Source organism: Flavobacterium nackdongense (genome assembly GCF_004355225.1).
GTDB lineage: Bacteria > Bacteroidota > Bacteroidia > Flavobacteriales > Flavobacteriaceae > Flavobacterium > Flavobacterium nackdongense.
Genome location: NZ_CP037933.1, coordinates 2,946,532 through 2,971,338, shown reverse-complemented (window position 1 = coordinate 2,971,338; position 24,807 = coordinate 2,946,532). Strand labels below are relative to the sequence as shown.

The 24,807-nt window shown below is 34.7% G+C and carries 21 protein-coding genes; 19 read left to right on the top strand and 2 right to left on the bottom strand.

Features of this window, described 5'->3' with window-relative positions; translation table 11 throughout:
* Nucleotides 1-95 precede the first annotated feature (95 nt).
* The 19 genes from E1750_RS12650 (at nt 96) to E1750_RS12560 (ending at nt 20,006) form a co-directional block, all read left to right on the top strand.
* Entirely contained in the window at nt 96-521 is a 426-nt protein-coding gene (locus E1750_RS12650; RefSeq protein ID WP_133277129.1) for an adenylyltransferase/cytidyltransferase family protein, read from the top strand.
* A 161-nt stretch (nt 522-682) separates the two neighbouring features.
* Nucleotides 683-2,095, top strand: coding sequence for a nucleotide sugar dehydrogenase (locus E1750_RS12645; protein WP_133277128.1), 1,413 nt, complete (start codon nt 683-685; stop codon nt 2,093-2,095).
* 245 nt (nt 2,096-2,340) lie between these two features.
* The gene (locus E1750_RS12640; protein WP_227873893.1) at nt 2,341-3,456 is read left to right on the top strand and encodes an MATE family efflux transporter; all 1,116 of its coding nucleotides are present in this window, start codon (nt 2,341-2,343) and stop codon (nt 3,454-3,456) included.
* Entirely contained in the window at nt 3,431-4,003 is a 573-nt protein-coding gene (locus tag E1750_RS12635) for an acyltransferase (RefSeq protein ID WP_133277126.1), read from the top strand. The genes E1750_RS12640 and E1750_RS12635 overlap by 26 nt, the downstream gene beginning before the upstream one ends.
* Nucleotides 4,004-4,073: 70 nt before the next feature.
* Nucleotides 4,074-4,880 carry a glycosyltransferase family 2 protein gene (locus tag E1750_RS12630; RefSeq protein WP_133277125.1) on the top strand — a complete coding sequence of 269 codons (807 nt, stop codon included), beginning with the start codon at nt 4,074-4,076 and terminating at the stop codon, nt 4,878-4,880.
* Nucleotides 4,881-5,209: 329 nt separating this feature from the next.
* A complete protein-coding gene (locus E1750_RS12625) occupies nt 5,210-6,181 on the top strand; it encodes a glycosyltransferase family 10 domain-containing protein (RefSeq protein ID WP_133277124.1) in 972 nt (323 codons plus the stop codon).
* Entirely contained in the window at nt 6,178-7,260 is a 1,083-nt protein-coding gene (locus E1750_RS12620; protein WP_133277123.1) for a glycosyltransferase family protein, read from the top strand. Before E1750_RS12625 ends, E1750_RS12620 begins: the two co-directional genes overlap by 4 nt.
* Nucleotides 7,257-8,501, top strand: coding sequence for a glycosyltransferase family 4 protein (locus E1750_RS12615; RefSeq protein ID WP_133277122.1), 1,245 nt, complete (start codon nt 7,257-7,259; stop codon nt 8,499-8,501). The genes E1750_RS12620 and E1750_RS12615 overlap by 4 nt, the downstream gene beginning before the upstream one ends.
* Before the next feature lie 13 nt (nt 8,502-8,514).
* Nucleotides 8,515-9,816, top strand: coding sequence for a hypothetical protein (locus E1750_RS12610; RefSeq protein WP_133277121.1), 1,302 nt, complete (start codon nt 8,515-8,517; stop codon nt 9,814-9,816).
* On the top strand, nt 9,817-10,989 hold the full coding sequence (locus E1750_RS12605) for a glycosyltransferase (protein ID WP_133277120.1): 1,173 nt from the start codon (nt 9,817-9,819) through the stop codon (nt 10,987-10,989).
* Nucleotides 10,986-12,068: a glycosyltransferase gene (locus tag E1750_RS12600; RefSeq protein ID WP_133277119.1), complete on the top strand. Its 1,083-nt coding sequence runs from the start codon at nt 10,986-10,988 to the stop codon at nt 12,066-12,068. The genes E1750_RS12605 and E1750_RS12600 overlap by 4 nt, the downstream gene beginning before the upstream one ends.
* 6 nt (nt 12,069-12,074) lie before the next feature.
* A complete protein-coding gene (locus tag E1750_RS12595; protein WP_133277118.1) occupies nt 12,075-12,620 on the top strand; it encodes a WcaF family extracellular polysaccharide biosynthesis acetyltransferase in 546 nt (181 codons plus the stop codon).
* Between the two features lie 10 nt (nt 12,621-12,630).
* Nucleotides 12,631-13,575 (top strand): UDP-glucuronic acid decarboxylase family protein, encoded by a 945-nt coding sequence (locus tag E1750_RS12590; RefSeq protein ID WP_133277117.1) that lies wholly within the window; start codon nt 12,631-12,633, stop codon nt 13,573-13,575.
* 283 nt (nt 13,576-13,858) lie between these two features.
* A complete protein-coding gene (locus tag E1750_RS12585; RefSeq protein WP_133277116.1) occupies nt 13,859-14,608 on the top strand; it encodes a glycosyltransferase family 2 protein in 750 nt (249 codons plus the stop codon).
* 108 nt (nt 14,609-14,716) lie between these two features.
* On the top strand, nt 14,717-15,484 hold the full coding sequence (locus E1750_RS12580) for a polysaccharide biosynthesis/export family protein (protein WP_133277115.1): 768 nt from the start codon (nt 14,717-14,719) through the stop codon (nt 15,482-15,484).
* Between the two features lie 99 nt (nt 15,485-15,583).
* Nucleotides 15,584-17,914 carry a GumC family protein gene (locus E1750_RS12575; protein ID WP_133277114.1) on the top strand — a complete coding sequence of 777 codons (2,331 nt, stop codon included), beginning with the start codon at nt 15,584-15,586 and terminating at the stop codon, nt 17,912-17,914.
* Between the two features lie 75 nt (nt 17,915-17,989).
* The gene (locus E1750_RS12570; RefSeq protein ID WP_133277113.1) at nt 17,990-18,400 is read left to right on the top strand and encodes a VanZ family protein; all 411 of its coding nucleotides are present in this window, start codon (nt 17,990-17,992) and stop codon (nt 18,398-18,400) included.
* Nucleotides 18,390-19,790, top strand: coding sequence for an exopolysaccharide biosynthesis polyprenyl glycosylphosphotransferase (locus E1750_RS12565; protein ID WP_133277112.1), 1,401 nt, complete (start codon nt 18,390-18,392; stop codon nt 19,788-19,790). Before E1750_RS12570 ends, E1750_RS12565 begins: the two co-directional genes overlap by 11 nt.
* Nucleotides 19,791-19,808: 18 nt before the next feature.
* A complete protein-coding gene (locus E1750_RS12560) occupies nt 19,809-20,006 on the top strand; it encodes a hypothetical protein (RefSeq protein WP_133277111.1) in 198 nt (65 codons plus the stop codon).
* Nucleotides 20,007-20,084: 78 nt separating this feature from the next.
* Here E1750_RS12560 and E1750_RS12555 read toward each other — a convergent pair whose 3' ends face one another.
* Both E1750_RS12555 and dinB read right to left on the bottom strand, forming a co-directional pair.
* Nucleotides 20,085-23,198, bottom strand: coding sequence for a DNA polymerase III subunit alpha (locus E1750_RS12555; RefSeq protein ID WP_133277110.1), 3,114 nt, complete (start codon nt 23,196-23,198; stop codon nt 20,085-20,087).
* A 396-nt stretch (nt 23,199-23,594) separates the two neighbouring features.
* A complete protein-coding gene (gene dinB, locus E1750_RS12550; protein ID WP_133278144.1) occupies nt 23,595-24,752 on the bottom strand; it encodes a DNA polymerase IV in 1,158 nt (385 codons plus the stop codon).
* Nucleotides 24,753-24,807 lie beyond the last annotated feature (55 nt).

The following is a 24,807-nucleotide window of genomic DNA, read 5'->3' as shown; positions in this document are numbered from 1 at the left end:
ACATTCCAAATAGGAATTTCAATTGCTTTTTTTTAAAAACAAAATTGTAGAATAGTAAGCACCAGATATACCTAAATAATTTAAAAACTAAAAAGATGAAAACAGGAATTACCTTCAGCGCCTTTGATCTATTGCATGCAGGGCACGTAAAAATGCTTGAAGAAGCAAAGCTACATTGTGATTATTTAATTGTTGGTTTGCAAACAGACCCAACTTTAGATCGTCCAACAAAAAATAAACCAACTCAAACTGTAGTCGAACGCTACATTCAGCTTAAGGCTTGTAAGTTTGTAGACGAAGTTGTTCCGTATGCTACTGAACAAGATTTGGAAGATATATTAAAATCATTTGCCATTGATGTTCGTATCGTCGGAGATGAATATAAAAACAGGGATTTTACCGGTAGAAGCTATTGTGAAGAAAAAGGAATTGAACTTTATTTCAACACTAGAGACCACCGTTTTTCAAGTTCAAGTCTAAGGCAGGAAGTTTATAAAAAAGAACTTTCAAATATTTACTAACCCCTTCTTGATAAAGCATTTGTAGTTTAAATCGATATAGAAATCTACTTCGATTCTTTTCTATGCGGGTCATAAAAATGACGAAAAATGCTTTATCTTTCCTCATTTTCGAGTATATTATTAAATATATAAATATATTTGAAGAAAAATTATTAGAATTAATGAAAATACAAAATATTTGTTGTCTCGGGGCCGGTTACGTTGGTGGCCCAACAATGTCAGTTATCGCTCTGAAATGCCCAGAAATTAAAGTTACGGTTGTGGATTTGAATCAAGCACGAATTGATGCTTGGAATGATGAAAACTTAGATAATTTACCTGTTTACGAACCTAGGCTAGCCGAGGTAGTTGCCGAAGCTAGGGGGCGAAATCTTTTTTTCTCTACAGACGTAGATGCCGCAATCGATGCCGCCGACATGATTTTTATAGCGGTAAATACCCCAACCAAAACTTATGGTGAAGGAAAAGGTATGGCTGCCGATTTAAAGTTTGTTGAATTATGTGCTAGGCAAATTGCCAGAATTGCTAAAAATGATAAAATTATCGTCGAAAAATCAACATTGCCAGTGCGTACTGCTGAAACCCTACAGACTATTTTAGAGAGCACTGGATGCGGTGTGCATTTTGAAGTATTATCCAATCCAGAATTTTTAGCAGAAGGTACAGCGATCGAAGATCTATTCAATGCAGATAGAGTACTTATAGGAGGAAAACAAACTCCAAAAGGTAAAGAAGCCATTCAAGCCTTGGTTGATGTTTATGCCCATTGGCTAACACCAAAACAAATTTTAACTACTAATGTTTGGTCTTCGGAATTATCTAAATTAACCGCAAATGCTTTCTTAGCGCAACGTATTTCGTCTATAAATGCCCTTTCGGCTTTGTGCGAAGCTACTGAGGCTAATGTCGATGAAGTTGCCAATGCCATTGGAACAGATAGCCGCATAGGCCCTAAATTTCTCAAAGCATCTGTAGGTTTTGGAGGTTCTTGTTTTCAAAAAGATATTTTAAATTTGGTTTATTTATGTCGTTATTTTAATTTACCAGAAGTAGCAGATTATTGGGAGCAAGTAATAATTCTAAACGATTATCAAAAATCCCGATTTGCGAAGAATATTATTAGTTCATTGTTTAACACCGTCAGTGACAAAAAAATCACTTTTTTAGGATGGGCTTTCAAAAAAGACACGAATGACACCCGTGAATCTGCAGCAATTTATGTTGCCGATTATTTGATAGAAGATGGGGCTCAAATACATGTATATGACCCTAAAGTTTCTGAGGCGAAAATTAAGGCGGATATGGCCTATTTATGGGAATTAAAAGGCCTAACTGAGCAAAAAATAACCTCAAAACTAAAACAAATTTTTGTTTACAACACCTCAATGGCAGCTCTACATCAAGCACATGCTGTCGCTGTGCTTACGGAATGGGAGGAATTTAAAACTTACGATTGGAAAACCATATATATCAATATGTTTAAACCTGCATTCGTCTTTGACGGTCGTAATATTTTAGATTCTGAACAACTAACAGCAATTGGTTTTCGGGTAAAAGGGATTGGAAAAGGCTAAGAAAAACGAGTATAAAAATCTATTTGTAACTAATTTATTTCCATTTCTTGAAAGATATTTTGATCAAACTCAAACAGCATCCTAAATACGATACCATCGTGAGTTGGGGCAGATTAATTTCGATCACTGGAAGTGCACAAATTATTGTGCAGGCGGTTGGCTTTGCTTCCGGAATTCTTATTATTCGTTTGTTGCCGGTTCAGGAATATGCTTTTTATACTTTAGCAAATACTATGCTGGGCACGATGACAGTACTTGCGGATGGTGGTATTACCACAGGTGTTATGGCACAAGGCGGAAAAGTTTGGCAGGATAAACAAAAACTGGGGATTATATTAGCGACAGGTTTAGATCTTCGAAAAAAATTTGCAATAGGAAGTTTGCTCGTATCTGTACCTATTTTATTTTATTTTTTATTGCACAATGGCGCTAGTTGGCTAACATCGCTATTGCTTGCTTTAGCGTTAATCCCAGCTTTTTATGCTGCTTTATCAGATTCCTTATTAGAAATTATACCCAAATTAAATCAAGCTATTTTGCCGCTGCAACGAAATCAAGTAGAAGTTGGAATCGGTAGATTAGTACTTTCTGGACTTGCAATGTTGGTGTTTCCTTGGGCATTTGTTGCTATTTTGGCAGCTGGAATACCTCGCATTTGGGGAAATTTTGGTTTGCGAAAAATTGTATATACATATGCCTCTAAGGAGGAACAACCTGATCCAAAAATTAAAAAAGAAATATTGGATTTAGTTAAACGTATTCTACCGACATCCATCTATTACTGCGTTTCGGGTCAAATTACAATTTGGTTAATCTCTATCTTTGGCAATACTACCTCCTTGGCTCAATTAGGAGCGTTGACTAGATTAAGTGTTATACTTAGTGTCTTTGTCACCATAATTACGACCCTAATTATACCGCGTTTTGCTAAATTGCAATTAGAAAAAAAAATATTATTGCAACGTTTTTTTCAAACTATGTTTTTTCTGATGCTAATTTTAAGTTTTATTGTTTTGATAGTTTATTTTTTTCCTGCACCAATACTTTGGATTCTTGGCAAAGATTATAACAATTTAGATTACGAATTATTGCTAAGCATAATTGGAAGTTGCGTTAGTTTATTGTCGGCAATATCATTTGCGTTATACAGTAGTAGAGGTTGGGCATTGTCACCTATTATTTTAATTTCAATAAATTTGTTGGCGATAATTATTTTTGCTAGTATATTAGACCTAAGTAATTTAGAGGGAGTTTTATTTTTTAATATTGGGCTTGGGTTAGTTGCTTTATTGCAAACAACTATCTTCAGTATATTTAAAATTCTACAAATTAAAAATGACAGCTATGAAACAACCCACTAAATTAGCCTTAGTCTTCAATAAAATTCAGAATTTTACAAATAAAATATCTGTTTTTTCTCTTAAAATAAGGGGATTACAATATGGAAAAGGTACTCGAATTGGCAAAGTTAGATGTGATTGGCCTAACAAAATAATTTTAGGAAGCAACTGCGAAATTCAAGACGACGTTGATTTTAGATTATGGCAACCATTCAACGATAATTCCTATATTAAATTAGGAGAAAAAGTATTTATCGGCCATGCTTGTGAGTTTGTTTGTAATTCAAAAATAATCATTGGCAATAATTGTTTAATTGCAAGTAAATGCACCATTAATGATACGGGACACGAGTTTAATCGCAATTCATATATTAATTCACAAGCAATTACAAGTAAGGAAATCAACATTGAAGATGACGTTTGGATTGGAACTTCTTGTGTTATTTTGCAAGGCGTAACTATTGGACAAGGATCTGTAATTGCAGCGGGATCACTAGTAAATAAATGTATTCCACCGTATGAAATTTGGGCTGGTGTACCCGCTCGTTTCATAAAAAAAAGAATGTAAATACATTTCACATTAAGTCTCGTATCGTTCACAATATCTGTTTAATTTATAAATATTAAAAATAAAAACTATGTTTCTTTCAGTAATAATACCCACTTACAATAGATATGATTTATTAAGAAAGTGTCTGGATAATTTAGAACCCGATTTTCAAACTATCGATGCTAAAAGCTATGAAATCATTGTAAGCGATGATAGTAAAATCAATGAAGAAACAGAAAAATTAAAAAAAGAATATCCCTTCGTTTCCTTTGTGGCAGGCCCTCAAAAAGGACCTGCATCTAACAGAAATAATGGTGCAAAATATGCCAAAGGGGATTGGCTTGTATTTATAGATGACGATTGTCTTCCAGACCAAGACCTACTATTATCCTATTTCAAAGAAATAAATAAAGGCATATACCAAGGCATCGAAGGATATATCAATGCCGATAGACTTCAAGAGAGATTTGATGAAATATCCCCTTTAAATTTGACAGGTGGCTGTTTTTGGTCTTGCAATATCGCTGTCGATAAAGAAGTATTTACTAAATTAAATGGATTTGACGAAGGTTTTCCGTTTGCAGCGCTAGAAGATACCGATTTTTATGAAAGACTGAAAACAGTAGCAAATACTACTTTTCTAGCTAGTGCAAAAGTGATACATCCGTGGAGAAAAGTCACTAATTGGGTTAGTTACAAAAAATGGGTAGGAAGTCATCAATATGCAATTAAAAAAGCAAATATCCCAAAGAATTTAAAATATCGCATTAAACGGTTAAATTTGTTCATAGGTTTAGTATTTAAACACGGGAAGGAATTGATAAAATATAGATTTAAAGGATTTTATTATTATCTCGAAGTTTTATACTATAACTTTTTAATGATTTTTTGTTAGACCTTTTCAAATAATATATGACAGATTTACTATAAATATAAGTAATGCTCAAATTGCATTTTTTCTTAAATTAAATTTTTTGAAAAAACTGTTTCGAAATTTAAATAATTTTCATCCACAAAGACTAAAACGTATTTTTTTATTTTGAATACAAAGAACAGTTCAATAAAGTGTAAATAGAGTAAAGGAAACTAATTATAGATCTTTAGCTTAAATTTGATTTTTAAAACAGTCCTCATCAGGTGCGGCAAATAACATTTTTACTAAATAAATTTAAATAGTTCTGGATTAATTTTTAACCAACATTTAAAAAAAATAAAATAAGTAGTATGCAATACAGTTATTTTCTTTTTGGATCAGGTAATTCACCAATCTTTATTAATCGCTTTAAGGAAAAACTTAAAGAGAAAGGTTTTGTTGAAAAGAAAAATCCTTTTTTTGCAAAATTAATTATTTGTAGAAACATTGAAATTGCGAAAAAAGCGGCTTTGCTCTTTCCTTTTAAAAAAATTATTGTTCATCAGTATGAGTTATTCATCGATACCACTAAAACAGAAATTTATAATTATTGTAAAATAAAGCCGATATACATAATTAATGGTTTTAATGGCGGAATATTTTTCAATAATTACCATTTTCTATCAAGTTATCTTTCAGATGATGATTGTGATTTGGGAATGAAAAAAGGTGAACTAATACCAGCATCAAGCATATTAAGCAAAAAAGAATTCGAGAATGCTAAACATATTATTTTTATTGGTCAAAAAAGAGATTTTAGTGAGATTAATAAAAGCAACGCAAAGAATGGCATTGATTTGAATGCAAAAAGGCAAGAAATTGCACAATGCGCCTATAATAAAGGAGTTGGAGTGGTAATAGGCAATGGATGGAATGAAATTTCAGGAATCAAAAATTCTGGTTTTGATTCAGGAAATACAAATTGGTGGGATTCAAAATTAGAATTACTAAAGGGGCATCGTTATAATATTGCACTTGAAAATACGCTTTGGAAGCACTATGTTTCAGAGAAAATTTGGCATTCTATTAAAGCGGGTTGTTTGCCTATTTATTGGGGCAAAGATTCATCTATTTACGAAACTTTTCCAAAAGATTCTTTTATAGACGCCTCCGAATTCGAAAATAGTGATGATTTGATCGACTTTACTATCAATCTAACTTATGAATTATGGCGTGATAGGTTGGAAAAATGTATAATTGTATATAATGAATCTATTATGAAAATGAATTATTCTAAGTTTGAAGAGGCTATTACTAAATTTTTAGAGCGAATTAATAAATGAAACTGCTTTTCATTTGTGGCTCAGTTGAAATTGGAAAAGATGGCGTAGGTGATTACACCCGCCGCTTGTCTGGTGAACTCCTGAGGATGGGTCATAATGTGCAAATTTTGTCATTATGCGATTTTCAAGTGGCCATATATGCGTTAGAGTTTCAGCAAACGGAAGGAACCGCAGTAAAGGTCTATCGAATTCCTAATGCAACCGCAAACAAACAGCGATTCATTTGGGCACAAAACATTATAAATGATTTCCGACCCGATTGGATTTCATTTCAGTTTGTACCGTACGGTTTCAACCTAAAAGGGTTGCCGTTTTGGTTGCCGGGATTCTTAAAGAAATTAACGGGCAATCATCGATGGCACATCATGTTTCACGAATTGTGGTTAGGAATTGACAAGGAGTCATCGCTGAGACACAAATGCATTGGTAAATTACAGCAATTAATAGTAAAAAAAATGATTCATAATTGGAAACCCTATTATAGCACTACACAAAATAAATTATACCAATTCTTCCTTCAATCACACGATATTAAGACCGATGTTTTGCCTATTTGCGGTAATATTCCAGTGGTAGCTATAAAAAGTAAAGTGAATGATTTTACACAGTTTGTTTTGTTTGGAACTATTCATCCCGGAGCTCCATTTAAGGACTTTGTTACTGATGTAATAGCCTGTAAAAATAGGTTTAAAAACCCAATAAAATTTGTTTTTATTGGCAAAAATGGTCCTGAAATAACTACTTATATATCAATACTTGAAAACCTGAATATGTATTATGAAGTTATGGGTATTCAATCGGAAGAGATTATATCGCAAGTGCTTATAAACAGTACTTTTGGGATATCGACTACACCATATTTTCAAACTGAAAAAAGCGGGGTCTATGCAGCTTACAGAGAGCATCAAATTAGCACAATTTGTGTTTCGCGCAATTGGACACCAACTCAAGGACAATATACTATTCCGCATATTACAAAATATGAAAAAAATAATTTGAATTTAAACCCTATGGGAGCTGAAGTGTTTGATTTACGCAGTATGGCAACACAATTTATTAATTCAATTTCCAAAATATGAAACTAATTGTATCTCATCCAACTTTAAATGCAAATTCAAAAAATTTGGTAATTGGATTGTTGAAAAACAAACAACTCTATAAATTATTTACTTCAATTGCGATATTTCAAGGTCAATTGTTATTTAAATTGGGTAACAATCCAAAATTGAAGGATTTAAAAAGAAGAAGTTTAGATACAACTTGGCAACCATTTACACGATCGAAATCTTTTTTTGAGTTTGGGCGTTTATTGGCTTCAAAATTTCATTTAGAGTATTTCATAAAACATGAAAACGGTTTTTTTTGTATTGATAAAGTGTATCAAAAAAACGATAGATGGGTAGCTAATAATTTAGCTAAAGCAAAAGAAGATGGAATTACGGGAGTATATGCTTATGAAGATGGTGCTTTAGCCACTTTTACGAAAGCAAAACAATTAGGTCTTCATTGTATTTATGATTTACCTATTGGTTATTGGAAAAGTGCTCGTTTATTAATGCAAAAAGAATTTGAAATCAATCCTGATTGGTCAATTACACTTACAGGTTTTAACGACTCGGTTAGCAAGCTGAATAATAAAGACAAAGAATTGGCCTTAGCCGATGTTATTTTTGTGGCTAGCAGTTTTACAAAAAAAACTTTAGAAGAGTATTCAGGAAATCTACCTGAAATAAAAGTAATCCCCTATGGTTTTCCCGAAGTGACGCAAAAAAAAGAATATAAAAAACTTGCCAATAGAAAACTAAAGGTTTTATTTATTGGAGGTCTGTCGCAAAGAAAAGGGCTTTCCTATTTGTTTGAAGCTGTTGAGGAACTGCACAATCAAGTAGAGTTAACCATTGTAGGGCATAAAGCAGTAGCGAATTGTGAAGCATTGAATCTAGCCTTAGAAAAACACGAATGGATTCCTTCCTTATCACACGATCAGGTATTGGCTTGCATGCGTGAACATGATATTTTCGTTTTTCCGTCGCTTTTTGAGGGTTTTGGCCTGGTAATTACGGAAGCAATGTCGCAAGGTTTACCAGTTATCACAACGGACCGTACAGCTGGACCAGACCTAATCAAGGATGGCGAGGACGGATGGATAGTACCAGCCGCTTCATCAATTGCTATTAAAAAAGTATTTACCAAAATACTTGAAGCTCCAGAATTATTGGAACATTATGGTCTTGCGGCGCAAAATAAAGCTCGAACTAGACCGTGGTCGGTTTATGGTCAAGAAATGGCTGATGCCCTTTCGACTTTGAAAATTTTATAATTAATTAGCCCTAATGAATACAATTACAGAACAAGAGGATAGTTCAAAATACAATTCAATAAAAATAGCCATTTGGTTGTATTTTTTACTTTGGGTTTTTGAAGGAGCTTTGCGCAAATGGGTTTTACCTAGTTTGGCTACGCCCCTATTGGTGGTGCGTGATCCAATTGCTATTTATATAATAATCAAAGCTTTTACGTCAAATGTAAAGTTTATGAATGGGTACATTGTTGCCAGTTTTATTATAACCCTATTAGCTTTTATCATCACTCTTACTTTTGGCCACGGAAATATATTTGTAGGCCTATATGGCGCTAGGATAATGTTGCTTCATTTCCCATTAATTTTTATTATTGGCGCTGTTTTTACAAAAGAAGACATCCTAAAAATAGGACGTGTGCTATTGGCAATCAATATTCTAGTTACATTAATTGTCTATTTACAATTTATTAGTCCACAGACAGCCTTTATCAATATCGGAATTGGTGGCGAGGGGAGTGCAGGTTTTAATGGATATAGGGGTTATTTTCGTCCCTCGGGTACTTTTTCATTCACGACCGGATTGTCAGCTTATTATATCTTAGTTTCTGTGTTTGTATTTTATTTCTGGCTATCAAAAGAGAAATGTTCTAAAATTTTACTTATATCAAGTAGCTTGGCATTGTTGATCGCATTGCCGATTACGGTTAGTAGAACTGCAGTAGGTGGAGTATTTCTTGTTGCTTTATTCGCTTTTGTTGGATCTACCACCAGTTTTAAATCAATATTTAAGATTTTATCAGTGGTAGTAGTAATAACCATTTTATTCATCGTTTTGCAGAAAACAACCTCAATTTTTAATCTCGGAACTGAGGTTTTTATGAGTAGAGTTGATGAAGCCGACCAGTTCGAGAAAAGTCAAAATAGTTCTTTCGTCGAAAGAGCATTAGAAGGTTTTACCCAACCGATCGTTAATTTATCTAAGTCGGATTTATTCATTGGAAATTTGGGCATGGGCACTAATGCAGGAGCGCAAATGTTAACTGGCAAGGTAGAATTCTTAATTTCAGAAGGTGAGTTAGGACGAGTGGCTGGTGAGCAAGGTCTAATTTTAGGCGGAGCTCTTATAGCATTAAGGTTGCTTTTAGCAATAAGTTATTTTTATAAATCAATAACCTTACCGGCAACATACAAATTACTGCCTTTAGCATTTTGTGGATCTGCTCTTTTTTTAATAACTCAAGGGCAATGGGCACAACCTAGTATGCTCGGTTGTTCCATTGTTGCCGCTGGTTTGCTAGATGCAAGTATAAATATAAGAAAGAAAGCTGAATAAATGAAAATTATACTTTTTGCCCATCCGTCTTTTTTAGCCCACCAAAGCATGCCACGTTTCGCCAAAATGATTGAGGAAGGAATGTTGCAGAAAGGCCACGAATTGACAGTATGGAGCCCTAAAGCTATCTTTTTTCAACTAGCTTTTAAAAAACCATTTCTCGAAAAGTGGCTGGGTTATATTGACCAGTATTTGGTTTTTCCAATTATTGTAAAATTGCGTTTATTCAGTTGTAGCAAAGATACTTTATTTGTTTTTGCAGACAATGCATTAGGACCTTGGGTACCTCTGGTTAGCGATAGAAATCACGTAGTGCATTGCCACGATTTTCTAGCACAACAATCAGCTTTTGGCTTATTACCTGAAAATAGGATTGGTACAACAGGGAAATATTATCAAAAATTTATCAGATGGGGCTATCGTAAAGCAGAAAATTTCATCAGTATTTCTATTAAAACTCAAACGGATTTACATTTTTTATTGACTAAACCACCAAAAATTTCAAAAGTGGTTTATAACGGTTTAAATCAAAATTTCGAACCTGTAAAAAATAAAACAGAGGTACGCGAGCTTCTTACAAATCAATTTAATATTAATTTATCCAAAGGCTATATTCTTCACGTTGGCGGTAATGCTTTTTACAAAAATAAGATAGGGGTCATTGAAATTTATGACCAATGGGCACAAGATTTTATAGCAAATATACCTTTAATTTTAATTGGGGAACCCCCGTCTGAAGCGCTGATTTCCTGCAGAGAAAACACTATAGTTTCACAATCTATTTATTTTATAACAAATATTAATGATTATCAATTAAAGCAATTTTATCAAGGAGCCTCTGTTCTTCTATTTCCCTCTTTGTATGAAGGTTTCGGCTGGCCAATAGTTGAAGCAATGGCCTCGGGAAGTTTGGTAATTACAACAAATGAAGATCCGATGAAAGAAGTAGCGGGAGATGCAGGATTTTATATCCCAAAAAAACCAAATGACATACAAAAAGTACTGGATTGGAAAATAATTGCTGCCAAGGAATTGGAAAAAGTAGTGCGTTTAGCACCACAGGAACTCGAGAATGCAACAGAAAAATCAATTTTACGCTCAAAAAAATTTTCGGATGAAGGTTTTGTCAATTCAATCGAAAAAGTATATCAACAAATTATACTAAACAAATGAAAGTAATCCATTTTATCGATACTATAGACAAAACTGCTGGTGGTACAACCGAATATATGCGTCTATTAGGTAACACCCTAAAATCAAAAGTTGACTTGGTCGTAGCAACCGGAAAGTCAGAATCACCAATAGCTTTAGAGGGAATTAAAATTCAGTTCTTTGATTGTAAAGTTTGGCGGTGGTTTAATCTTTTGAATGAATTTAGATTTTTTTTAAAAAAAGAAAATCCTGCCATTGTTCATATTAACGGTATCTGGACGCCGCAAAACTGGGGCTTTCAAAAAGTAGCGCAAGAATTAGGCATTAAAGTAGTTTTATCACCGCATGGTATGCTAGAACCTTGGATTTTGGCGCATAATCCTTGGAAAAAAAAATTAGGCCTTTTTTTATACCAAAACAAAGCAATAAAAAATGCCGAACACCTGCACGTTACGGCACCAATGGAAAAGGAAAGTGTTAGAAACTTAGGATACACAAACGAACTAACCATCATTCCTAACGGCATTGATTTAAGTGAAATTAAAAAGAAAAAAGAATTATACGGAACTAAAAAAGTGATATTTTTATCGCGCATTCATCCCAAAAAAGGAATTGAAATATTGTTAGAAGCTTGGCGCGCAACCAATACTCGAGGATGGACATTAGAAATTGCTGGAAATGGCGATGCCGATTATATACAAATTTTGACTCAAAGTGCCAAAGATATTCCCAATGCACATTTCGTAGGAGCAAAATATGGTGAAGAAAAATGGGATTTTTTGAAATCAGCTGACATAATGGTATTGCCCACTCACAGTGAGAATTTTGGTATTGTTGTGGCCGAAGCTTTAGCCGTTGGTGTACCAGTCATTACCACAAAAGGGACTCCTTGGGAGGATTTAAACATAAATCATTGCGGTTGGTGGATTGAATTGTCTGTCACAAGTTTAAGCAGCACTTTAAAGAATGTATTTTTAAAGAATACTCTTGAACTGAAGGAACTGGGAGAGAATGGGAGAAAATTGATTGAAGACAAATACGACATAAATAAAGTGGGAATAGATATTAAAAAATTATACGAAAAAATTTTAAATAATTAAAACTCTATGACGGTAGCACTTAAAACATTTAAAACAAATAATTACGACAAAGGCAGAGGTAAATTGATCCAATTGATTTGGGTTATTTTAAATGCGCTTTTTTTGAAAAATTCTTGGTTCATATTTATGAGCTTTAAGGTTTTTTTATTACGCTCTTTTGGCGCTACAATAGGACAAGGTATCGTAATAAAACCCAATGTAAATATTAAATTTCCCTGGAAGTTAGTTGTTGGTAATGATGTCTGGATTGGTGAAGGAGTTTGGATCGACAATTTAGATAAAGTAACCATTGGTAATGATGTGTGTTTATCACAAGGCGCATTGCTATTAACAGGGAATCACGATTATAAATCTACCTCTTTTGATTATAAAAACGAACCCATTTGTATTGGAAATGGGGTTTGGATCGGTGCTAAGTCTGTGGTTTGTCCTGGGGTAAATTGTGGAAATGAATCGATTTTGACTGTTGGATCAGTTGCAACTAAAAATTTAGAACCATTGGGTATCTACCAAGGTAATCCCGCCATATATATAAGACAAAGAAAATACTAAACTATCAAAAATGAAAAAAATATTAATAACCGGAGGAGCTGGATTTGTGGGTTCCCATTTGTGTAAAAGATTATTGAATGAGGGAAATGAAGTGATTTGTCTTGACAATTACTTTACAGGAGCCAAATCGAATATCATCGATATGTTGGATCATCCTTATTTTGAAATGGTTCGTCACGACATAACGGAACCTTATTATGCTGAGGTTGATGAAATCTACAATTTGGCTTGCCCGGCATCGCCAGTACATTACCAATACAATCCCATAAAAACAATTAAAACCTCCGTAATGGGAGCCATAAATGTTTTGGGACTGGCAAAAAGGGTTCAGGCTAAAGTGTTACAAGCCAGCACTAGTGAGGTTTATGGAGATCCGCTAGTGCACCCCCAACCAGAAAGTTATTGGGGACACGTAAATCCGATAGGAATTCGTTCTTGCTATGACGAAGGCAAACGTTGTGCCGAAACATTATTTATGGATTATCACAATCAGAATAATGTGGCCATCAAAATTATTAGGATTTTTAACACCTACGGCCCTAATATGAATCCGGCCGATGGGCGCGTGGTATCAAATTTTATAGTGCAAGCCCTACAAGGAAATGATATTACGATCTTTGGCGACGGTTTACAAACCCGCTCGTTTCAATATGTAGACGATTTGGTTGAAGGAATGATCAGGATGATGGCTTCTGGTCCCGATTTTTTGGGGCCCGTAAATTTGGGAAACCCTAATGAATTTACAATGCTAGAATTGGCACAAGCCATCATCGAATTGACAGGATCAAAATCGAAAATTATTCATCTTGATTTGCCTCAAGACGATCCAAAACAAAGACAACCCGATATCACTTTAGCGAAAGAGAAGCTGCAGGGTTGGGAACCGAAAATACAACTACGAGAAGGTTTGATTGCTACTATTAGTTATTTTGACAAACTTTTAATGAATATCTAATAGGTTAGATAAACCTTTTTACGAACTAACATGCTCGGCTCAATTTGAGCCGAGCATGTTAGTTTAAAGAGTAGCATTACTTGGCAGTTCATTAAAGATGTAGCTTTTTTTATTACAATAATAGGGCTCAAATTTTCAGGTTTTTGCCTTTCAGTGACACGGTTTTTGTGTTTTTAACGAGTATTGTGGTGTTTCATCGAGAACATTTTTTTGTAGCATCTCTTTCCTATAATTTTACCCTCAGTTAAGATGAATTATTCTTAGGGCTTTAAAAAATATTATTATGAGAGTTACTATAATCACGGTTTGTTACAATAGAAAAGCGACGATAGGGAAAGCCATTAAAAGTGTATTAGAACAAAATTATGATGATATTGAATACATCATTGTAGATGGTAATTCCACAGATGGAACAAAAGAAATTATTGAATCATATGGAAATCGTATTAGTCAATTCATTTCTGAGCCAGACAAAGGAATGTACGATGCTATCAACAAAGGTCTCAAATTGGCCACAGGCGACGTCATTGGTTTGATGCACTCTGACGACGAGTTTTATGATGTGAATGCAGTACGTAAAATTGTAGCTAGGTTCCAGTATGATTCTAGTTTAGAAGGCGTGTATGGTGATGGAGTTTATGTTTCAAACGATTCTAGTGAGCGCTTAATTCGAAATCGAATAGGAGGGATTTTTAGTCTTAAAAAAGTAAAAAAAGGCTGGTTGCCGTTGCACCCCACTGTATACCTAAAAAAATCGGTAATTGATAAATATGGTGTTTATAATCTTGATTTTAAAATAGCTTCGGACACTGAGTTTCTGCTACGCTATTTGTATAAATATAAAATTAAGATGAGCTACATCAATTCCTATATTGTCAAAATGAGAATGGGCGGAATGAGCACCAACTTAAAACAAGCCTTAGAAGTTTTATACGAAGACTATAAAATTTATAAATTTCACGGTTTGACTGCATTTCTAGTTGTTTTTCAGAAAAAAACTATGGCATTAAGACAATATATGGTTCAATTGTAAAAAGCAGCATCGAATACGTTACATTTCTAAACTCGGAATTATGCTATAAATAGTCTTGAAAATTTTTATTAATTGATTTTTTTAATTTTTATATAAACCCCAAATTTTATGAAAAAAAAATTCTTTACAATAGTTGCTTTACTTTTTTTATTATTACAGTCATGTACAACCAAGAAAAATATGTTGTATGTACAAGATTTAGATAAATTTTCTAATTCTACTTTAAATTACGCAGCTACAAAAATACAGCCCAACGATATCCTTAAGGTGGATATTAGCGACCTTAACCCATTAGTATCTGCACCGTTTAATCTGCCAACGGCAAGTAATACAAACAATTCGGTCGACATGATGAAATTATCCGGCTACTTAGTGACCCCGCAAGGAAATATCACTTTGCCCGTTTTAAACGAAGTCAATGTGGGCGGAATTACCCCTACAATGGCTGAGGCAAAAATAAAGGAACGCCTCATCAGCGAAGGATATTTGGTTAATCCTACTGTAATGGTAAGAGTTCTTAATAACAAGTTCACTATTTTAGGAGAGGTAAAATCTCCAGGAGTCATTCCTTTTACTGAAGAATCAATAAGCCTCTTAGATGCAATAGGCTTAGCTGGAGACCTTACTTATTCGGCAATTAGAAAAGATGTAAAACTGATTCGAGAGTCCAACGGAAAGCGGTTGATTTACCACATCGACTTAACTACAGCGTCCTGGATGTCTAATCCAGATTACCGTATCAGACAAAATGATGTAATATTAGTAACGCCCAATAAACTGAAAGTAAATAGTGGTGGACTAATTACCGATCCAATTCAAGTATTGGGTATTATTGCTTCCCTTACGGTCTTGATTTTACTTATTCAAAACAACTAACACGTTAAAATACCCTAATTATCAAGCCTTAGATCTGCTGTAAGTCTTGAATCACGGCTATTGTACACTTGACAATAGCATTCAATTAAATACTATATCATGGATTTTAAAAACGAATTTTTTAAATATTTCATACATTGGAAATGGTTTTTGCTTAGTTTGATTTTGTGTTTGGGAATAGCTTTTTATTTTATTAAAACAATTCCACCGACATACGAAACATCAGCATTACTTTTCATTGATAAAAAGCAAGATGAAAAAACAAAAATAATTTCGACCAGCGCCAATACTACCAACGAAAGTACTAAGGAAGAAAATTTAGAAGAGGAGGTACGACTAGTTAGCTCGAATGACTTTTTGATGAAAGTGGTCAGAAGTACCAATTTAAATATTAGTTATTTCGAAGAAGTATATAAAATACAAGGAAAATACGTAAATGAAGTTCCTTTTATTGTAATTCCAACAGTAGGCAACGATGTCTTGCCGCAAATTTCTTATAAGGTTAAAATAGACAAACAAGGATTTACCTTGACAGACATAGATTCTGAAAGAAAATTTGTTGTGAACGGATATTATGGAAGCCAAACAGCGGATGGTTTGCCCTTCAAAATTCAATTATCACCCAAAGCCTTGAAAAATCCCTCCTATTTTTTCGATACGGAGTACGAAGTAAGTTTAGAGCCAGATGAAGTTGCATTAAAAAAACTAAAGAAAGCGCTTGACGTAGTAACGGATGAAGACTCTAAGGGAACTTTAGAAATAAGTCACACCGGAACCAGTCCTTATCGTTCAAGAAAAATCTTAAGTGATATTATTGTTTTGTTAGATAAAAATATCATTATCAATAAGCAAAAATTATATGTTAATACAGTTTCTTATTTAAACCAAAGGATAAAAAGTTTTACTAAAGAAAAAGATTCTATTGAAAGTGTAAAAGAAAAGTTCTTGAAAAACAATGACATCCTAGTGATGGATAGTTATATTGTTGAAAAAACAGCAGATAGAAGTGTAAAGAATGAAAACTCTGCTATTAACGAAAGACAAATAGCTTTAACCAATTATGCCATTAATGACATTAGAGATTCCAATGGTTTAAGACCTTTGGGGACAGATTACAAATTAGAAGCACCCTCAGTAAACCAGATGCTTTTGAATTACAATACGAAGCTTATGGAAAGTGAGTTGATTTTGCAAAGAGCACAAAAAAACAATCCTGCCTATATAAGTTTAATGACACAGCTTAAATCTCAAAGACAAGAGATCTTGAATACATTAGAAAGTTATTTAAGCAGCTTAAAACAAACTAGCAGAGCCAATAGAGCAGAACAAAATATTGCTAATTCAAAAGCGAAAAACATACCGACAAATGATAAAATTTTAGGTAATATTAATAGTAATCTAAACACAAAAGAGGGCACTTACGTGGCATTATTACAAAAAAGAGAAGAGGCTATCTTGAATGGTGCTATTTTAGAGTCAAATTTAAAAACGCTTAATTCACCAGAAACAAATTATTCGCCTATTTTTCCGCAACCAAGATCATTTATGTTGGGCGCATTTTTGTTAGGGCTTCTCATCCCTTTTGGAATAATCTATGCCAATTTACAATTAGATTCTAAAATACATAATGAGGAAGATATTCATAAAATAAATCCTAATATGCCTTTTCTAGGTTATATTCCTAGAATAAGTTCTAAGGATAAGTTAGACAATACAGCAAATTCCCGTTCATTGATAGCCGAAGCTACTCGTACGTTAGTTTCTAATATAAATTATTTATTGCCAGGTAAAAACGACGATAAAGCTAAAATAATTTTGGTCACTTCGGCCATTCAAGGAGAAGGAAAGTCCTTTTGTGCTTTTCATAACGCGATAACCATTAGTAATCTGAATAAAAAAGTTTTGCTCATCGGTGTCGATTTGAGAAACCCTCAATTGCACGAATATTTTAATTTAAATAAAAATGAATTAGGCTTAGTAAACTATTTATTTGATAAAAAAGTTGACTGGAAAAGTTCATTACGAAAAGCGAATGATTTTTCTGCAAACCTGGACGTTTTAATAGCTGGAGAAATCCCCCCTAATCCAACACAATTACTAACTAATTCTAATTTTGAAACATTGATTGAAGAGGCAAAAGACCTTTACGACTATATCATTTTAGATACCGCACCTGTCCAAATGATATCCGACACACTCAATTTTAGCCATTTAGCCGATGTAACTGTTTACGTCACAAAATTTAATTATACCGATAAAAGTTCAGTGGCACAGTTCAATAAATTTAATAAAAAAAATCAACTCAAAAATGTTGGATTTATCATCAACGAAGTCAACATGAAAAGTGCTTACGGATATAAATATAATTATGGCTACCAATATGAAGAAGCGATTAAAAAGAAGCCATGGTACAAAAGGAGCCTTAGCTAATACTTGTTTGTTTTTTTTAATTGAAAATCTATTTCATGCTTTAAATGAAATATTTGTTAAGTCAAAACGAATTAAATGTTGAAAAAAATATTGTTAGGGCTTTTGCTATTAGTTATAATTGCTGTGTTTTATTTTTCGTGGTTGCCAGATCCAACTTTCAAGAACGAAACCTATTTACCAAAGTGGCTTGTGGACTGGGGTAATAATAACTACAATGTACGAACAGCTATCCCCTTTTTAGGTTTAGGCTTTCTATTAGAAGCGTATGCACAACCCAAAAGAATAAATAAAATCAATAGTAATAATTATTTGGGGTTACTAAAAAACATAGCTATAGCAGCCGTTATCGTTTGCATTGCAGAAGCAGGGCAATTTTTTATTCAAAAAAGAAATCAAGATTTAGCAGATGTGTTTTATGGAATAGTAGGAAGCTCGATAGGAGCCGCAGTTTACAATTTTTTAAGAAAAATAAGACATGAAAAATAGTTACAAATACACGTTTATAATTTTCTGTGCCATTGCAGATATGATTGCTATGGTATTGGGTACCATCCTGTTTTTCGAAATTGCCAACGCTGAGGGTATTGTTTGGAATACTTTGTATCTCAACAAAATGATTGTTATTACATTGGTAAGTTGGTTATTTGCCGTAATCCATTTTAAATTGTATGCTGTAGATGCCCTTTTTAGTTTAGAAGGATTTTACTCTAAGAGCTGGCGTGCCTTGGTAACACAACTATTATTATGGTATTGTTGCGTTTTTGTTTTGCAAGATAATTTGGTCTTCTTCCTAGGAAGTAATGCCAATTTGATTCAAATGAGTTTCTTAATGGGCTATTTTTTGTTTTCAAGAATTTTGTTTACCTTATTGCTCGAAAAAATCAAAAAACTAGTTGTCAATACTAATACGGTCGCTATTTGGGGATTTAATAAAACCAGTATCGAATTAGCTTCGCAATTAGAAACAAATTCCTATTTTACTGACTTTAGAGGAATCCTCAACGAAAATGCTTCAACTAATTATGCCACTAATGAAGACTTTGCGTTAGCACTTGCCGACGGCATTTACAATGCTTCTGAGCAGCATATCAACGAGTTATATATTGTAGCCAATCCTGATTTTATAACAGATTTGAATTATTTCTTTGGTCTTGGTGATAAGTATTGTATGTGCTTGAGATTTATCCCGGATTTCTCAATGATTTCAAAAAATCAGTTTAGTTCAAGCCATTTGAATAATTTTCATGTGATAAAACCTCGTTTTGAACCCTTGCAAAACTCCTATAACAGATTGATCAAAAGAGTATTTGACGTCATTTTTAGTAGCTTAGTAATTATTTTCGTTTTGTCTTGGCTTTATCCGATAGTAGCTATTATAATCAAGAAGCAAAGTAAAGGCCCTGTTTTATTTAAACAATTGCGGTCTGGCTTAAATAACGAACCTTTCTGGTGTTATAAATTCCGCAGTATGTATGTGAATATGGGCGACGAAAGTCAACAAGCTCAAAAAGGAGATGCCCGAATTACACCAATCGGGAAATTTCTTAGATGCTCTAGTTTGGATGAAATGCCGCAATTTTTTAATGTTCTAATCGGAAATATGAGTATCGTTGGTCCAAGACCTCATATGATTAAACATACCTTAGACTACAATGCACAGATTGATAATTTTATGGTGCGTCATTTTGTAAAACCAGGAATTACAGGTCTGGCTCAGGTTTCAGGACTCAGAGGCGAGACAAAAAGAATATCAGATATGATTCGTCGAGTGAATAAAGATATCGAATATGTGCAGCGTTGGAGTTTATTCACCGATATCAAAATTTGTTTTATGACTGTTATTGTTACTCTGAAAGGAGATGTAAATGCTTTTTAACTAAAAAAAATAGAACTTATGATTACTTATTACATTATTGGTTTGTTCACTGGAGTTTTCGTGACTGCTTTTTTTACAGGTAAAGAATTGTATAAATACTATACCAAATATAGTATTTTACAAAAAAAATTAGATCGAATTTTGAAATTAGATGACGATGTCAAAGAAATTAAAACCTTGAAATCGACGATAGTTCGAAGTATTAACGTAGGATAGCTTGATGCCTTATTAAGGATTGCTACTAGCAGTAACTTGTATTTTAATCACTTAACTTTTCATCAAAAAATAGATCTATCACACCATTTTGTGCCTAGGCAGTCCTATTTCGTGTTCCTGCGGATAAGGCGCACGTTGTGTTAAACTTTTGTCTTCGCGAAGTTGTTCTGTAGCTTTGAACTGTAATGTGCTTGCGTTTGAATAACGTGGATCGACAACAAAAGGCATCTTGGCCATTTTCAAAATGGTAATTGTTGGAAAATGATAATCGATAGCTACTGTACCCAATAATAAGTAACAACCACCGCCTTTGAACGGATATTGAACCACGCTTTTTGGAAAATGAGCCGTATCAAAATAATCGCCATCGCAATCGATCCAAGTACCGAAAAACATCATCCCAAGCTTGGTAGGCACTTGTTTTATAGAAACTAAATAAGCGATGAGTTTTACTTCTTTGTTTACAAAATGGTTTAAATTTTTGGCTACCACAGTACTGCGAAATTTGGTTTGCAATAAATCAAATGGTGAACAAGATACCGGAAAGCCTAGAATTTCTATTTCATCGAAAGCATCTTCAAAAAAAGAACGTTCCACAACAGGCAGTTTGAACTCTTTTATGGGTTCTTGAATTAGCATTGAATTTTTGTTTTCAATTTTGAAATTGACCAACAGCATTCGAGCTATAATGATCAATTGACTTTTTGTTTGGCCTGTAAACCGAAAAGCACCAATAAAAATTAAGGTTTGAATGCTTTCTAAACCTACTTGAATTCGGTTGATAAAATCTTCCAGTGATTGAAAATCTCCATTTGAACTGCGTTCTTTAATAATAGAATCAATCAAATCAGCATTCAAACTCTTAAGCTGCATTAAACCCAAATAGACATCGGTGCCATAAACCGTAGTTTGATAGCTGCTTTTATTAACGCACGGATTGTGAATGCTTGCTCCCGACATTTTGGCTTCGTGAATGTAAATTTCGGGTCTGTAAAATCCGCCTCCGTTATTGATAGCCGCCACCATAAACTCGATACCATAATAGGCTTTTAGGTATAAACTTTGGTAACTTTCTACCGCGTAAGAAGCCGAATGTGCTTTGCAAAACGAATAGCCTGCAAACGATTCGATTTGTCGGTACACTTCTTGGCTGAGTTTTACCTCATAGCCTTTGTTTTGACAAGATACAAAAAACTGGTCTTTTACTGATTGTAATTCTGCAAGCGATCTGCCTTTGCCGCTAATGGCTCGACGCAAAATATCGCCATAAGCAGCCGAAAGTCCGGCATAATGAAGCGCTATTTTGATCACATCTTCTTGATAGACCATTACCCCGTAAGTTTCGCCCAATTGTTCTTTGAAAACCTCGTGAAAGTATTCAAACTTATCGGGATGGTTGTGTCTGAAAATGTATTCGCGCATCATTCCACTTTGAGCAACTCCCGGACGAATAATGCTCGATGCCGCCACTAAGGTTTTGTAATTGTCACATTTGAGTCTTCGGAGTAAACCACGCATTGCAGGACTTTCGATGTAAAAACAGCCTAATGTTTTGCCAATACTTAGAAATTCGTTGCATTTGGGTTCATTTTTTGACAGCGAAATATCTGTAATGTCAATTTTAATACCTCGATTTTGCTCAATAATTTTCACGGCTTCGTCGATAGTACCTAAACCACGTTGGCTTAGAATATCGAATTTTTCAAAACCAATATCTTCGGCAACGTGCATATCAAATTGAACTATGGGAAAACCTTTTGGTGGTAGTTCCAAAGCAGTAAAATTGGTAATAGGCTCTTCAGAAATGATAATTCCGCAAGAATGCATACTGCGCTGATTGGGGTATTTTTCGAGCATCATACCATATTCTTCGACGTAATTTACGATAGAATTTTTATCGATTGTTTTTCCTTTTGATTTTGCCAAATGGTCTAATTCCTCTTTGGCTAAGCCAAAAACTTTGCCAACTTCTCTAAAAATAGAACGGTATTTGAACTGTACATTGGTACCGCAAAAAGCCACGTGATTGGGATCAAAACGTTTAAAAATATAATCGAGAATAAAATCACGTTCGCGCCAAGACCAATCAATGTCGAAATCGGGTGGACTTTTTCGGTTTTCATTCAGGAAGCGTTCAAAGTACAAATCCAATTCAATGGGGCAGATGTCTGTAATGCCAAGACAATAACTCACAATGCTATTGGCACCGCTACCCCGACCCACGTGCATAAATCCGCAACTTTTGCTGTATTGAATGATGTCCCAAGTGATGAGAAAATAACCGCTAAAGTTCAAATCGTTAATGACTTTGAGTTCTTTTAGGACTCGTGCATTGGCTTCGTTATTGTTGTTTCCATACCTTTTTGTGAGTCCGCTTTTGGCTAGATTTTCTAATAGTAAGCGGTCGCCTTCTTTGCTTTTGGTATAGAATTTTTTGTTTCTAGGCGTGTTGAATTCAAATTCGAAATGGCATTGCTCAATAATACATTCGGTGTTTTTGATGATTTCGGGATAGTCACTATATTTTGCGATTAAATCATCTATTGGTGTCATTATTTCTGATTTTGCACAAGTGTCGGCCTCGGTGAGTTTTGATAATAACGTATTGTTGTCGATGGCGCGGAGAATTCTATGCAAATTGTATTCTTTCTTGGTTCTGAAAGTAACGGATTGCAAGATGACAGCTTTCGAGATTTTATCTTTCCATTCTGTTTTGAATAATTTGATGATTTCCTCTGGGCGAATGCCTATGTATTCGAAATGCCGTAGTTGAGTTGGGATGTTTTCTGTGGGGTAAATAACGATTACATTTTCGAATTCTGGTGCGGCTTCAGGCAAGTTGGTTTTTTCGAGATTGTGTCGGGTCAAAAGTCGGCACATTTCGCCAATTCCTTTTTGATTTTTGGCTAAGCCAATGAAAAGGAGCTGGTTGTTTTGACGGAATTCTACTCCGACGATAGGTTTGATATTCGCTTCTTTGCATTGTTTTGTAAAGTCATAAATGCCCGTAACCGTATTGATATCGGTTAGTGCCAAAGATGGTAAACCACAAGATTTTGCTTGTTCGACGAGTTCGTTTAGCGGAATCGTGCCATAACGTAAACTATGATAGGAGTGGCAGTTGAGAGGCCCCACCCCAGCCCTCCCCGAAGGGGAGGGAGTTGAAATTGTTGTCGATTTTTGCTCACTCATTAATTGATTTGTTGATTGATAGTTGTCCACTATGCGACTAGTAACTTAATAATGGCACACGGATGGGGCGGATTTACACAGATTTTTTTTAAGTTTTATTCGTCAGAATGACAAAGCCGTCGATAAAATTCTTCCCTTTTTTGACATTAGTTTTTGCCCCGAGGCAGTTTTTTGAAATCTGTGATAATCTGTGCAATCTGTGGCTGAAAAGTCAGTATGCTAATTCGCCTATTTTTTTCTAAATGTTCCTTTTTGAATTTATAATTTTTTGTTGTTACCGCGATGCTCGCGTTAGGGATAGAGTGGAGCTCTTTTTAGGGTTGCTTTTTTTTGCCAATCCTAAAAAAGCGGGAACGGCAGCCCGACCCAAAGGGGAACGCCCCAATTATTTTTATTTTACTTTTTTTGTTTGATCCTAGCGCCTGAACAACGCGAAACGGCATCGGAGCCAAACCGATTTTTGATTCGATCAATGGCTTGATAGAGCGATACCATTTCGGTGGTGTCTTCGAACATATTGATTTGGTAGCTGCCGCGAACCAAGCCTGTAAAACGAATTCCTATCAGTCGCAAACGCATTCTTCGAGTGTATAATTTTTCGAAAAGTTCCATAGCTGTTTTGGTTAAAATATGGTCGAATGAGGTGTAGGGGATTTTGAGTTGTTTGGTTTCGGTGTCGAAATTATTGTATCGGATTTTGAAGACTACTGTGGAGGTCAAAAAACCTTCTGTTCGCAATTGATAGGATAGTTTTTCGACCATTCCTGTAATCAACGATTTGATGAGAAAAATATCGGTGGTGTCTGTTTCAAAAGTATGCTCGGTTGATATCGACTTTCGTTCGGTGTAGGGTTCTACGGGGTTGTTATCGATGCCATTGGCTTTTTTCCAAATTTCAACACCGTTTTTCCCGATCATTTGTTGTAAGACTTCGACAGGCATTTCGGATAATGTTTGGATGTTTCGAATGCCAATTCTTGATAATAACTGAAAAGTGACGTCGCCAAGCATCGGTATTTTTTGGATGGGTAATGGGTTTAGAAATGGTTTTACGTTTTTTTCTGTGATTTCAAATTTGCCTAGGGGTTTGGCTTCGCCAGTTCCTATTTTTGAAACGGTTTTGTTTACCGAAAGCGCAAAACTGATGGGCAAACCACTTTCTCGGATGATTTTTTCCGACAATTCCGAAGTCCATTTGTAGCAGCCAAAAAATTGATCCATTCCGGTTAGGTCTAAATAGAACTCGTCGATACTGGCTTTTTCTACTAGTGGCGCGGCCTCTTTTAGGATGGAGGTGACTTCGTGCGATTTGTTCGAATAGTATTCCATATCGCCTTTGATTATCGATGCTTGGGGACACAATCGGAGTGCATATTTTACGGGCATTGCGGAGCGTACGCCAAACTTTCTGGCTTCGTAGGAACAAGATGCCACCACGCCACGATCAGAACTACCGCCAATAATGAGCGGTAAGCCATTTAGCTTCGGGTTAATCAGTCGTTCGCAGGAAACGAAGAAAGTATCCAAGTCCATATGTACTATTGCTCGCCCCACCCCAGCCCTCCCCGAAGGGGAGGGAGCAGAAGTTGTTAAATTTATTTCCATAGAT